The organism is Pseudomonas sp. LBUM1658, assembly GCF_059716055.1.
Map to the genome: position 1 here is coordinate 262791 of NZ_CP166798.1, position 12769 is coordinate 275559.

Annotated in this window: 10 protein-coding genes; 5 read left to right on the forward strand and 5 right to left on the reverse strand. The window is 59.4% G+C overall.

Annotation, left to right across the window (positions count from 1 at the left end; translation table 11 throughout):
• Nucleotides 1–16: 16 nt before the first annotated feature.
• Genes rfbD through rfbB form a run of 4 tightly spaced genes read right to left on the reverse strand, consistent with a single transcriptional unit; the run spans nt 17 to nt 3391 of the window.
• Nucleotides 17–898 carry a dTDP-4-dehydrorhamnose reductase gene (gene rfbD / locus ACA064_RS01160; RefSeq protein ID WP_497671750.1) on the reverse strand — a complete coding sequence of 294 codons (882 nt, stop codon included), beginning with the start codon at nt 896–898 and terminating at the stop codon, nt 17–19.
• Nucleotides 895–1440 (reverse strand): dTDP-4-dehydrorhamnose 3,5-epimerase, encoded by a 546-nt coding sequence (gene rfbC, locus ACA064_RS01165; protein ID WP_497671751.1) that lies wholly within the window; start codon nt 1438–1440, stop codon nt 895–897. Before rfbC ends, rfbD begins: the two co-directional genes overlap by 4 nt.
• The gene (rfbA, locus tag ACA064_RS01170) at nt 1437–2312 is read right to left on the reverse strand and encodes a glucose-1-phosphate thymidylyltransferase RfbA (protein ID WP_497671752.1); all 876 of its coding nucleotides are present in this window, start codon (nt 2310–2312) and stop codon (nt 1437–1439) included. Before rfbA ends, rfbC begins: the two co-directional genes overlap by 4 nt.
• The gene (gene rfbB, locus ACA064_RS01175) at nt 2309–3391 is read right to left on the reverse strand and encodes a dTDP-glucose 4,6-dehydratase (protein ID WP_497671753.1); all 1083 of its coding nucleotides are present in this window, start codon (nt 3389–3391) and stop codon (nt 2309–2311) included. Before rfbB ends, rfbA begins: the two co-directional genes overlap by 4 nt.
• Before the next feature lie 421 nt (nt 3392–3812).
• Here rfbB and ACA064_RS01180 point away from each other — a divergent pair, with 421 nt between their 5' ends.
• From ACA064_RS01180 to ACA064_RS01195, 4 genes are all read left to right on the forward strand, one after another.
• A complete protein-coding gene (locus ACA064_RS01180; RefSeq protein WP_497671754.1) occupies nt 3813–6725 on the forward strand; it encodes an aminotransferase in 2913 nt (970 codons plus the stop codon).
• A 318-nt stretch (nt 6726–7043) separates the two neighbouring features.
• A complete protein-coding gene (aguB, locus tag ACA064_RS01185) occupies nt 7044–7922 on the forward strand; it encodes an N-carbamoylputrescine amidase (RefSeq protein WP_497671755.1) in 879 nt (292 codons plus the stop codon).
• Between the two features lie 5 nt (nt 7923–7927).
• Entirely contained in the window at nt 7928–9034 is a 1107-nt protein-coding gene (aguA, locus tag ACA064_RS01190; RefSeq protein ID WP_497671756.1) for an agmatine deiminase, read from the forward strand.
• 244 nt (nt 9035–9278) lie between these two features.
• Nucleotides 9279–9491 (forward strand): hypothetical protein, encoded by a 213-nt coding sequence (locus ACA064_RS01195; protein WP_497671757.1) that lies wholly within the window; start codon nt 9279–9281, stop codon nt 9489–9491.
• Between the two features lie 118 nt (nt 9492–9609).
• On the opposite strand, the gene ACA064_RS01200 is transcribed toward ACA064_RS01195, so the two are convergent.
• Nucleotides 9610–11700 (reverse strand): TonB-dependent receptor, encoded by a 2091-nt coding sequence (locus ACA064_RS01200; RefSeq protein WP_497671758.1) that lies wholly within the window; start codon nt 11698–11700, stop codon nt 9610–9612.
• A 253-nt stretch (nt 11701–11953) separates the two neighbouring features.
• Between ACA064_RS01200 and ACA064_RS01205 the strand changes: the two genes are divergently transcribed.
• Nucleotides 11954–12631, forward strand: a complete 678-nt coding sequence (locus ACA064_RS01205) for a DsbA family protein (RefSeq protein ID WP_497671759.1) — start codon at nt 11954–11956, stop codon at nt 12629–12631.
• Nucleotides 12632–12769: the final 138 nt, after the last annotated feature.

Here is a 12769-nt window from a genome sequence, read left to right on the forward strand (position 1 = left end):
TACAGACGCATTATGCCTAGCCTTGCTGCGCAAGACACTCGCGTAAAGCACTGCGCCAGTCCGGCTGAGTGATGCCCCATTGTTGTTGCAATCGGCTGCAATCCAGGCGCGAGTTCAACGGTCGGATGGCTGGCGTCGGGTAGGCGCTGGACGGAATCGGCTCGAGGGTCGCGCACGGCTTGCCCAAGGCTTGCAGTTGTTCACGGATTGCCTGGGCAAAACCGAACCAGGAAGTTTCGCCGAGGGCGGTCAGATGGTAGGTGCCCCAAGCCCCGACCTGGCCTGTTTGCCAGCGCTCGATCAGGAGGCGGGTGCTGTTGGCGATGGTTCCGGCCCAAGTGGGGGCGCCGATCTGGTCCGCGACGATCTGCAGCTGCGGTTTTTCTTGCAGCAGGCGTTGCATGGTCAACAGGAAATTACGGCCATGGGCCGAGTAGACCCAACTGGTACGCAGAATCAAATGCTCGCCGCCGACCTTGCGGATCGCCTGCTCACCGGCGAGTTTGCTTTTGCCATAGACGCTCAACGGGTTGGGTGGATCATCCTCGGTGTATGGCGCGGTTTTCTTGCCGTCGAACACGTAGTCGGTGGAGTAGTGAATCAGCGGGATGCCCAGCTCAAAGGCTTGTTCGGCAAGGATCCCAGGCGCGGTGGCATTGATCGCGAACGCCAGATCCGGCTCGCTTTCGGCCTGATCGACCGCCGTGTGCGCCGCGGCATTGATGACCAGATCCGGGCGCAAGCTGCGCAACTGCCGGCGGATCTGCTCGGGCTGGGTCAGGTCGAGCCGGTCGCGTCCCGGCACGATCAGCTCACCAAGGTCCTTGAGGTGCAGTTGCAGCTCGCGGGAAACCTGCCCGTGCTGACCACTGATCAGGATCTTCAGGGGCGTGCTCATGGGAACACATCAGCCTCTTGCAGCAGCTTGCCGGACTGGTCCTTGGCTGAAAGGCGTGGTGCTTCGCCGAGCTGCCAGTCGATGGCCAGGATCGGATCGTCCCAGCGGATACAGCGCTCGGCCGAAGGTGTGTAGTAGTCGGTGGTTTTGTAGAGGCATTCGGCGAAGTCGCTCAGCACCAGGAAACCGTGGGCGAAACCTTCCGGGATCCACAGCTGGCGATGGTTTTCAGCCGATACCCGCACGGCAACCCAGCTCCCGAAATTCGGCGAGCTGCGACGGATGTCCACCGCAACGTCGAGCACTTCTCCGGCGGTGACCCGTATCAGCTTTCCCTGAGTGTTTTCCAGCTGGTAGTGCAAGCCGCGCAGCACGCCTTTTTGCGAGCGGGAATGATTGTCCTGAACAAATTGCCGGTTCAGGCCGGTCGCTTCTTCGAAGGCCCTGGCGTTGTAGCTTTCGTAAAAAAAGCCGCGCTCATCGCCCCATACCTTGGGTTCGATGATCAGAACACCGGGCAGATCGGTGGTGATTACATTCATGGGTTTTCTCCGGCCAGGGTGAGCAGGTATTGGCCGTATCCGGTTTTACCAAAATAACTGGCGTGCTCGAGCAGATGCTGGCGGTCGATCCAGCCCTGGTTGTAGGCGATCTCTTCGAGACAGGCAACTTTCAGGCCCTGTCGGTGTTCGATGGTCTGCACGTATTGTGAGGCTTCCAGCAGACTGTCGTGGGTGCCGGTGTCGAGCCAGGCAAAGCCTCGACCGAAGCGTTCGACGCGCAAGTCGCCGCGTTGCAGATAGGCATTGTTGACGTCAGTGATTTCCAGTTCGCCACGGGCTGAAGGTTTGACAGCTTTGGCGATGTCCACCACTGAGTGGTCATAGAAATACAGGCCGGTGACGGCAAAACCCGATTTTGGCCGTTGAGGTTTTTCCTCGATCGACAAGACATTCCCCAGGCTGTCGAAATCGATCACCCCAAAACGCTGAGGGTCTTTGACCCGGTAACCAAATATCGTTGCCCCTGCGGGCTGCTCGGCGGCGCGTAGCAGTTTCTCGGTGAAGTGCTGCCCGTGGAAGATGTTATCCCCGAGAATCAGACACACCGAATCGTCACCGATAAATGTTTCACCGATTAGAAATGCCTGGGCCAGCCCGTCCGGTGACGGCTGTTCGGCATAGGTGAAGCGCACCCCGAACTGGCTGCCGTCACCCAGCAGGTTGCGATACTGCGGCAGGTCCCGGGGAGTGGAAATCACCAGGATGTCCTTGATGCCGGCCAGCATCAGTACCGAGATCGGATAATAGATCATCGGCTTGTCGTAAACCGGTAGCAGCTGTTTGGACACGCCAAGGGTAATCGGGTGCAGGCGTGTGCCTGTGCCGCCCGCCAGAACAATGCCCTTCATCATGCGATCAGATCCTTGAAGTCGCTGTTGCCCAGGCGTTGGCCTTGATAACTACCGTCCTGAACGCGGCGACACCAGTCGAGGTTGTCGAGGTACCACTGCACGGTTTTGCGCAGCCCGCTTTCGAAGGTTTCCTCGGGAACCCAGCCGAGTTCGCGCTCGATTTTGCTGGCATCGATAGCGTACCGCTGGTCGTGACCCGGGCGGTCCTTGACGAAGGTAATCAGCTCGGAAAATTGCCCAACGCCGGCCGGACGCTGCGGCACCAGCTGTTGCAACAGGCTGCAAATGCTCTGCACCACGTCGATGTTTTGTTGCTCGTTATGGCCTCCGATGTTGTAGGTCTCGCCGACCACACCTTGGGTCAGCACCTTGAACAGTGCACGGGCGTGATCCTCGACGTACAGCCAGTCACGTACCTGCAGGCCGTCGCCGTAAACCGGCAGGGGTTTCCCGGAGAGCGCGTTGAGGATCACCAGCGGGATCAGTTTCTCGGGGAAATGGAACGGCCCGTAATTGTTCGAGCAATTGCTTAACAGCACCGGCAAGCCGTAGGTGCGCTGCCAGGCGCGAACCAGATGGTCGGACGCGGCTTTGCTGGCCGAATAGGGAGAGCTCGGGGCATAGGGCGTGGTTTCGGTGAACAGCTCATCGACTCCATGCAGGTCGCCGTAGACCTCGTCGGTGGAGATGTGGTGGAAACGGAAGGTGCTTTTCTCGGGCGCGGGCAGTATCTGCCAATAGGCGCGGGCGGCCTCCAGCAGGCTGTAGGTGCCGACTATGTTGGTCTGGATGAAATCCGCCGGGCCGTCGATGGAGCGGTCGACATGGGACTCGGCTGCCAGATGCATGATTGCATGCGGCTGGAACCGTGCCAGCACCGCGCTGACGGCGGCCTGATCGACAATATCGGCCTGCACGAACTCATAGCGGGTATCGGTCGCGATGCAGCTCAGCGACTCCAGATTGCCAGCGTAGGTCAGCTTGTCCAGGTTGAGCACTTCGTGTTCGGTGTGCTGAATCAGATGGCGGATCAAGGCCGAACCAATAAAGCCGGCGCCGCCGGTAATGAGAATGCGCATGTCGGTAGTCTTTCTCCTCATGACGGGCGTAGAGCCATTGGATCATAGCGTGTTGGCAGGCCAGGGGTGGTGCTGGTCAGAGCCGGGAGTCCGGGATGACGCTTTCGCGTGTAGGAGCGAGCTTGCTCGCGAAGGACTCAAGGGCGGCGCGTTTAATCAGAAAAACACGCGTTATCGTTAACGTCCATCGCGAGCAAGCTCGCTCCTACAGGGACGCAGCGCTGCAGGTAAGTCAGCCTATCAGCATGGGTTAAGCCCGAACATTCCTGTCGCTCTACACGTTCCGTAGGAAAAATCCTTGAGTGGATCACGGGATTAAACATTTATCCGTCGCCGATGGCTGACCTGCATCCGGGGGTTGCGTATCAGCGGTCGCAGTGGCGATATAGGCGCCTGATAATAAAATCCAGAGGTCTGTTGTATGTCGCTCGCCACGTTGATTCATCGCGCCAGTCTGCCGAGCCCGCAGGTCACTGCGCAGCAAGCGCTGGAGCTGCTGCAGGTGCATTACGGTTTGAGCGGGACGCTGCATTCGCTGGGCAGTCAGCAGGATCTCAACTACCGGCTCGACAGCGACCAGGGCCGCTTCGTCCTGAAAATCTGTCGTGGCGACTACGCGGGAATCGAGCTGGAAGCCCAGCACGCGGCCCTCAACCATCTGGGCGCGCATCCCGGGCTGCATGTGCCACGGGTGATTGCGGCGATCAACGGTCAAGACCTGCTCACTCTGGAAGTGGCCGGGCAGGTGCTGCATGTACGTTTGCTCGATTACATCGAAGGCCAGTCGCTGACGCACCTCAAGCATCTTGGCCATGAACTGGTCTGCGGCCTGGGGCGACTCTGTGGTGAGATGGATCTGGCCCTGGCCAACTTCCATCATCCGGGGCTGGAGCGCGCGCTGCAATGGGATGCGCGGCATGCCAATGGATTGATCAATCACCTGTTGCCGGTGATCAATGATGAACGCCAACGCGCGTTGATCGCCACCGCCGCGTTTGACGCTGAACGTCGTTTGCAACCGCTGGTGGCAGATCTGCCGGTGCAGGCGATCCATATGGACATCACCGATGACAACGTGGTCTGGCAGCGTGACCCGCAGCGCCAATGGCAGCTGCAGGGGGTTATCGATTTCGGCGACCTGATTCGCACCTGGCGCATTACCGATCTGTCGGTGACCTGCGCGGCCCTGCTGCATCATGCCGAGGGTGATCCGTTCTTCATTCTGCCGGCGATCCGCGCCTACCACGCGGTCAATCCGCTGCAACATCAGGAGCTCTTGGCGCTCTGGCCGTTGATCGTCGCGCGCGCGGCGGTGTTGGTGCTCAGCGGTGAGCAACAGGTCAGCATCGATCCAGAGAATCAATACAGCCGCGATAATCTCACCCATGAATGGGAGATTTTTCGCGTCGCCACCTCAGTGCCGTTTGACTTGATGGAAGCGGCGATCCTCACCGCGGTGGGGCATTCATTGCCGCCGATTGCCAGCGAAGGTTTCGCACCGTTGCTGCCGAGCCTGGTGGGACGTGAATTCGCCTTGATTGACCTGGGTGTGCTCAGCCCGCATTTCGAGGCCGGCAACTGGGAACAGGAAGGGATCGATGAGCGTTTGCTGATCGAAGCCGCTGCTGCTCATGGTCTGGCGGCCAGCCGTTATGGGCAATACCGTTTGTCCCGGACCCGTCCGGACAGCTCCGTTGAACCGGACACTTGCCCGTTGCATGTGCAGTTGCAGGTGCCCCTTGGCACTGCGGTCGAGGCGCCATTTGCGGGCATTGTGCATGTGGCGGCCGATGGTGCCCTGCAGCTCGACAGCACGCAGTTGCGCGTGCGTCTGTGGGGCGTCAAGCCTTCGTTGCATTCGGGCGCCGCGCTGGTCAAAGGCCAGGTCCTGGGCGAGGTCAGTGGTCTGTTGCGAGTGCAATTGTGCCGAGGTCTGGAGCTTAGCCCACCGCTGTTCTGCAGCCCTTCACAGGCCCCCGCCTGGCAGGCGTTGTGCCCTTCGCCGGCGGCGCTGTTGGGGCTGGCCTGCGATGCTGAACCCGAACTCGACCCGCAAGCCCTGCTGGCCCGCCGCGACGCCAGTTTCGCCCGCTCGCAAAAACACTATTACGTCGACCCCCCGCGCATCGAGCGTGGCTGGCGCAACCACCTGATCGACATGCAGGGTCGCTCTTACCTGGACATGCTCAACAATGTCGCGGTGCTCGGTCATGGTCACCCACGCATGGCCGCCGAAGCCAGCCGCCAATGGTCGCTGCTTAACACCAACTCGCGTTTTCACTACGCGGCGATTGCCGAGTTCTCCGAACGTTTGCTGGCGCTGGCGCCGGATTCCATGGATCGGGTGTTCCTGGTCAACAGCGGCACCGAGGCCAATGACCTGGCGATCCGTCTGGCCTGGGCCTACAGCGGCGGTCGGGATATGCTTAGCGTGCTGGAGGCCTATCACGGCTGGTCGGTGGCCACTGATGCGATATCCACCTCGATCGCCGATAACCCGAAGGCCCTCAGCACCCGTCCGGACTGGGTGCACCCGGTGACCGCACCGAATACCTATCGCGGTGAGTTCCGCGGCCTCGATAGTGCGCCGGATTACGTGCGCAGCGTCGAGCACAATCTGGCCAGGCTGGCCGAGCAGAATTGTCAGCTGGCGGGTTTCATCTGCGAACCGGTTTACGGCAACGCCGGTGGTATTTCGTTGCCGCCGGGTTATCTGCAACAGGTCTATGCGCTGGTCCGCGCCCAAGGCGGCGTGTGCATCGCCGACGAAGTGCAGGTCGGTTATGGCCGGATGGGAAAGTTCTTCTGGGGCTTTGAACAGCAGGGCGTGGTGCCGGACATCATCACCATGGCCAAAGGCATGGGCAACGGTCAGCCGCTGGGCGCGGTCATCACTCGCCGGGAAATTGCCGAGGCGCTGGAAGCCGAGGGGTACTTCTTCTCCTCGGCCGGCGGCAGTCCGGTCAGTTGCCGGATCGGCATGGCGGTCCTGGACGTGATGGAGGAAGAGAAACTCTGGGAAAACGCGCAGATCGTCGGCGGGTATTTCAAGGAGCGTCTTGAAGCGCTGATCGACCGTCATCCGCTGGTCGGCGCGGTGCACGGTTCCGGCTTCTATCTGGGGGTGGAGTTGATCCGCAACCGTGAAACCCTGGAACCGGCCACTGAAGAAACCACCGCGTTGTGCGATCGCTTGCGTGAACTGGGGATCTTCATGCAGCCCACCGGCGATTACCTGAATATCCTCAAGATCAAGCCGCCGATGGTTACCTCTCGACACAGCGTGGATTTCTTTGTCGATACCTTGTCGAAGGTGTTGGATGAGGGGCTTTAAACGCTGATGCCCTCCCGTAGGAGCTGCCGCAGGCTGCGATCTTTTGATCTTGCTCTAGATTTTCGGGGCATTTACCACCGTCAAAGATCGCAGCCTTCGGCAGCGCCTACACAAGCGTCGCCTGACATTAACTCGATTGTTATCGAGAATATTTGAAATATTTACGATGTATGGAGATAGAAATGCTTTTAAAGCCGATTTTTATCGGCTATAAAGTCGCCATAACACCAGGGTGTGGAGAACCACGCCTTGTTGTTCCCATTTCTGTCATCGGTCGATGCCAAAATCGACCCTCTGTACTCGCCCAGGAGATGATTCATGAGTCGTATCGTTACCGTCGCCGCCACCCAAATGGCCTGTTCCTGGGACCTTGAAGCCAACATTGAGACCGCCGAGAAGCTGGTCCGTGAGGCCGCGGCCAAGGGCGCGCAGATCATCCTGATCCAGGAGCTGTTCGAGAGCCCGTACTTCTGCCAGAAGCCGAACCCCGATTACCTGCAACTGGCCACGTCGGTTGAAGAAAACGTCGCGATCAAGCATTTCCAGAAAGTCGCCAAAGAACTGCAAGTCGTTCTGCCGATCAGCTTCTTTGAACTGGCTGGCCGCGCCCGTTTCAACAGCATCGCGATCATCGATGCGGACGGCAGCAACCTCGGGATTTATCGTAAAAGCCACATCCCGGATGGTCCTGGCTACCACGAAAAGTATTACTTCAACCCGGGCGATACCGGCTTCAAAGTCTGGAACACCCGGTACGCGAAAATCGGCGTGGGCATCTGCTGGGACCAGTGGTTCCCGGAATGCGCCCGCAGCATGGCGTTGCAAGGCGCGGAAATCCTGTTTTACCCAACCGCCATCGGCAGCGAGCCGCACGACAAGACCATTTCGTCCCGCGACCATTGGCAGCGCGTGCAGCAAGGCCATGCCGGCGCCAACCTGATGCCGCTGATCGCCAGCAACCGTATCGGCAATGAAGAGCAGGATGATTACGACATCACCTTCTACGGCTCTTCGTTCATCGCCAACCAGTTCGGCGAGAAGGTTCAGGAGCTCAACGAAACCGAAGAAGGCGTGTTGGTCCACAGCTTCGACCTCGACGAGCTGGAGCACACCCGCAGTGCCTGGGGTTCGTTCCGTGACCGTCGCCCGAACCTGTACGGCGCGATCAAGACCCTCGACGGTTCACTGGAGTCCTGATCGCCATGACTACTTTGCACAGCACACCTCGCGCCGACGGTTTCTACATGCCGGCCGAGTGGGCCACCCAGACGCAGACCTGGATGATCTGGCCCGAGCGCCCGGACAACTGGCGTCTGGGCGGCAAGCCGGCGCAGGCCGCGCACGTGGCGGTGGCCAAGGCCATCGCCCGTTTCGAGCCGGTGACCGTCGCGGTTTCCGCCGGGCAATATGAAAACGCCCGTGCGCGCCTCGACGTGCCGAATATTCGCCTGGTGGAAATGTCCAGCGACGACGCCTGGGTCCGTGATACCGGGCCGACCTTTGTCATCAACAACAATGGCGAAGTTCGTGGTGTCGATTGGGATTTCAATGCCTGGGGCGGTTTCGAGGGCGGTCTGTATTGCCCGTGGAACCGCGACGAGCAGGTCGCCGGCAAGGTCCTGGAGATCGAACGCTGCCAGCGCTACCGCACCAAGGGCTTTGTGCTCGAGGGCGGTTCGATCCATGTCGACGGCGAAGGCACATTGATCACCACCGAAGAATGCCTGCTCAACCACAATCGCAACCCGCACATGAATCGTGCGGAAATCGAGGCGGTCCTCAGCGAGCAGCTGGCTGTGGATAAGATCATCTGGTTGCCGGACGGTTTGTTCAACGACGAAACCGATGGGCATGTGGATAACTTCTGCTGCTACGTGCGCCCAGGTGAAGTGTTGCTGGCCTGGACCGATGACCCGCAAGACCCGAACTACCCGCGTTGCCAGGCGGCAATGAAGGTGCTGGAAAGTACCCGCGATGCCAAAGGCCGCACTTTTACCGTGCACAAAATGCCGATTCCGGGGCCGCTGTATGCGACCGAAGAAGAGTGTGCAGGTGTCGATCCGGTAGACGGCACTCAGGAGCGTAATCCTTCAGTGCGTCTGGCGGGTTCTTACGTCAACTTCCTGATCGTCAACGGCGGCATCATCGCGCCGAGCTTCGACGATCCGCTGGATAACCGGGCCAGGGAAATTCTCCAGAGTCTGTTCCCGCAGCACGAAGTGGTGATGGTTCCCGGTCGCGAACTGTTACTGGGCGGTGGCAATATCCATTGCCTTACCCAACAGCAGCCCGCGCCGCACAAAGGTTGAGTGCAGTTGTAACAGCCGTTGTCGCCTGAAAGTCGACAACGGCCGTGGATCCAATTGCCCCGCCCGCACCAAGCCCGCAGCCCGACTGGACTGCGGGCTTTTTTGTGCTTGCAGACCTTCAAAGCGCGACATTGGCACAGCTCTTGTATCTATTCGGGGGTAGATCTAGGACGTGTGGAACTGCGATGTTCTGTCATAAACCTTGGATAAGTTAGCCGCTCACAAACCAGGAGAGAGCGCTGAAATGAACGCCGAAGTGAACACGGTCAGCGAGCGGACATCGCATCCCTTGGCGATGAATAGCGAATCGCTCCAGGTTCTGGCGCACTGGTTGAAGTCCAATGGAACGCGTCAGATCAGAGACTCTGATCCGCGCCGGATGATGATCGAGCGCTACCCCGCTGGTTTTTTCAGCGAAGCGGAACTGGAAGCGTTGTGGGATGTAATGGAAGGATAAGAAAACAACGGATTGGTAAAAGCGCTGCCCGGATGGCAGCGCTTTTTTTTTGTCCATGATTGCGGCGTACACAAATCCCGTAGGAGCTGCCGCAGGCTGCGATCTTTTGATCTTCGCTTTAAAAACTATAGGTCCCGGTAACCACCAGGCTGCGCGGTTCGCCCGGCTGGATCTGAAAGGCACTGGTGGCGGACGAGTAGTAGGTTCGGTCGCTGATGTTGTTCAGCGCTGCGCGCAAATCCCAATCCTTCTGCCGGAAACCGGCCAATGCATCCCAACTGCCATAGCCCGGCAGCACGGTAGTGTTGAGATTGTCGGCGTAGCGTTCGCCGACCAGGGTCAGGCCGGTTTCGGCGTACCAGCCCATCTCCGGTTTCCAGGTCAGAAACAGACTGCCGTTGCGTTTGGCGACGTTGCTGATGCGTTTGCCTTCGAAGCCGTTGTTGTCCTTCTCGACGGTGGCATCCTGAAGGCCTACCCCACCTCGCAGGTACCAGTTACCGGTAATTTTTCCGCTGGCGGTCAGCTCGATCCCGCGTGAGCGCTGCACGCCGGTGAGCAAAGTGACGGTTGGATCATTAGGGTCACTGGTGCGGCGGTTGTAGAGCTCCAGCTCATAGATAGCCAGGGTGGTGCTCAGGCGATCGTCGAGCCAGTCGCTTTTCACGCCGATTTCTTTTTGCTTGGTTAGCTCGGGGCTCAGATCGTTGCTGTTGCCAGCGGCGCCAGGGGTGATGCCGATCAGACCGCCGCCTACCGGGGAGAAGGTCTTGGTCCAGGAAGCATAGAACGAGTGGTTCTGCAGCGGGGTCCAGACCACGCCGACACGCGGGCTGGTGCTGTGACTGTCGCGATCTTCGGAAATATCACGCAGCTTGTTGGTGGTCTCGATATCGAAGGTGTCGTAGCGCAGGCCGGCAAGCAGTTGCCATTGGTCGTTCAGGCGCAGTTGATCCTGCACGTAGACGGCGCGGCTTTCGACCTCGGTATGGTTGTCGCTGGAGACCTGCATCCGCCCGGTATGGCTCAGGTTTCGGTCGGGGTTGTACAGGTCGAGCGTTGGCACCGCGCGACCACCGGCACTGACCGCCGCTGCGTTGTACAGCGTCGGGTCGCGGCGCTGGCTGCCGATCTCGATACCGGTGAGCAGGCGATGTTCGAGGCCGAAGGTGTCGAAGCCGCCTTCCAGCTCCAGGTTGTTGAAGACGTTGCGGGTCGTCAGGTCCTGCTGCCAGCGTTGCCGAGTCACTGTGCTTGCCGCCGCGTTGTAACCGGTCACGTAGGTGTTGTCGAAATCACTGTTGAGCTTGAACACTCCCAGGGTGTGGCGCAGTTGCCAGCTATCGGCGAGTTCGTAGCTGAGTTTCGAGCGCAGCGATTGCGACTTGTCGTCGATGAAGTCGCGTTCATCGCCATAGGTGGTATCGCGGCCGACATCCGCCGGGCGCCCGTCAACCCCAGGAATGCCACGATCCGGCGTACGGTTGTAGCGGCTGTATTCGTACTGCACCAGCCAGTTCAGCTCCGGTGTCAGTTGCCAGCTCATTGACGGCGCGAACAGTTGGCGGTTGCCACTGACGCCGTCGCGAAAGCTGTTCTGGTCCATGTTGCCCATGTTCAGGCGCAGGCTGATGTTCTCCGACGGGTCGGTGCTGAGGTCAGCATACAAGCTGCGCAAATCCTCACTACCGCCTTGGGCTTCGATGGTCGAACGGCGGCCGAACTGCGGCAGCTTGCTGACCCGATTGACGATCCCACCCTGGCTGCCACGGCCGTAAAGTACGGCGGCCGGGCCTTTGAGCACTTCGACCCGTTCGATGTTGTGCAGGTCGCGCACGTACTGGCTGTCGTCGCGAATGCCGTCGAGGTAGAAGTCGTTGCTGGCGTCGAAACCGCGGATGCGCAGGCTGTCGAAACGGGTATCGGCGCCGCTGCTGACGTTGGGGATGCCACTCAATGCCTTGCCCAGATCGTCGGTGCCGTAGTCGAGGACGTTCGCAGTTTTTACCGAGTCGATGGCCTGCGGGACATAGCGCACGGGAGTGGCGGTACGGGTTGCGGTGCTGACTTCCTTGACCCGCGGATCATCGACATCCGCTTGGGCGCTGATGGATGTCTCGGGCAGGGTGGTGGTGGCACAGGTGAATCCGGCAGACAGCAAAGCGCAAAGCCCGAGGGTGACGGGCGTGAGGCGGAAGGGGGCAGGCATTTCTAAAGCACATCCGAAAGGGTGGTAAAAATCGAGGGCGCGAATGGTAATGCTTGTTATTTGCTTCCGTTAATAATTCTTGAAAGGTTAGGCAGGTTGATTGTTTCAAGTTGTGTCTGCGCGTCAGGGCTCGACGACGTGACCCTGAGGGACATTCGACCGATCTGCGAAACAGACTGAAAGCCATTCCAGCGTTTTTCATTGGCGAGCGCGGGGTTAGGCTGCCGACATTGAATTTTCACTGGAGCTGAGCATGTCTGCCGCAACTCTTCACTACATCTACGATCCTCTGTGCGGCTGGTGTTATGGCGCCAAACCGCTGATGCAAGCGGCACGGGCTGTATTGCCGGTGATCGCCCATGGCGGCGGCATGATGACCGGCAGCCGCCGCCAGACTGTTTCGCCCCAATTGCGCGATTACGTGATGCCCCATGACCGGCGCATCGCCGAGTACACCGGGCAGCCCTTTGGTGAGGCGTATTTCGAAGGTTTGCTGCGCGATCATTCGGCGGTCTTCGATTCGGCACCACCGATTACCGCCATCCTGGCGGCCGAACAACTGGCCGGGCGCGGTCTTGAGTTGTTGGAGCGTTTGCAGACGGCGCATTACCTCGAAGGCCGACGTATTGCCGATAAAGAGGTTTTGCTGGAGCTCGCCGAGGCCATCGGTCTCGAAGCTCAAGCCTTCACGCAAGCGTTTGAAACAACTGCTCTGAGCGCAACCCGGAACCACATAAAAGACAGTCGCGCGTTGTTGGCGCAAGTCGGTGGTCAGGGGTTCCCGACACTAGTGCTGGAGCAAGACAGACAGTTCGAATTGATCGACATTGGCCCCTGGTTTGGCAGGTCTGAAGCCTTCGCCACCTGGCTGAGACAATCGGTTGGCAGCCTGGAAGGCCACTCTTCATCAAGCCTCCCGGCCTTTGGTTGAATGGTTGCGCACCCTGAAACCACTCAATTGCATTAGCTTGCCGATGAATGCCTTTATGAGTTCTTAGACGATTTATACATATCCACCAACGATTCACGAAATTGACACTACATTGAAAGCGCGGCTAGCATTCGACTA

What these genes read in the sequence shown, in the direction of transcription:
- rfbA (WP_497671752.1), bottom strand. Translation starts at nt 2,312, where the DNA reads ATGATGAAGGGCATTGTTCTGGCGGGCGGCACAGGCACACGCCTGCAC.
- aguA (WP_497671756.1), top strand. Translation starts at nt 7,928, where the DNA reads ATGACTACTTTGCACAGCACACCTCGCGCCGACGGTTTCTACATGCCG.
- rfbC (WP_497671751.1), bottom strand. Translation starts at nt 1,440, where the DNA reads ATGAATGTAATCACCACCGATCTGCCCGGTGTTCTGATCATCGAACCC.
- rfbB (WP_497671753.1), bottom strand. Translation starts at nt 3,391, where the DNA reads ATGCGCATTCTCATTACCGGCGGCGCCGGCTTTATTGGTTCGGCCTTG.
- ACA064_RS01180 (WP_497671754.1), top strand. Translation starts at nt 3,813, where the DNA reads ATGTCGCTCGCCACGTTGATTCATCGCGCCAGTCTGCCGAGCCCGCAG.
- rfbD (WP_497671750.1), bottom strand. Translation starts at nt 898, where the DNA reads ATGAGCACGCCCCTGAAGATCCTGATCAGTGGTCAGCACGGGCAGGTT.
- ACA064_RS01200 (WP_497671758.1), bottom strand. Translation starts at nt 11,700, where the DNA reads ATGCCTGCCCCCTTCCGCCTCACGCCCGTCACCCTCGGGCTTTGCGCT.
- ACA064_RS01195 (WP_497671757.1), top strand. Translation starts at nt 9,279, where the DNA reads ATGAACGCCGAAGTGAACACGGTCAGCGAGCGGACATCGCATCCCTTG.
- ACA064_RS01205 (WP_497671759.1), top strand. Translation starts at nt 11,954, where the DNA reads ATGTCTGCCGCAACTCTTCACTACATCTACGATCCTCTGTGCGGCTGG.
- aguB (WP_497671755.1), top strand. Translation starts at nt 7,044, where the DNA reads ATGAGTCGTATCGTTACCGTCGCCGCCACCCAAATGGCCTGTTCCTGG.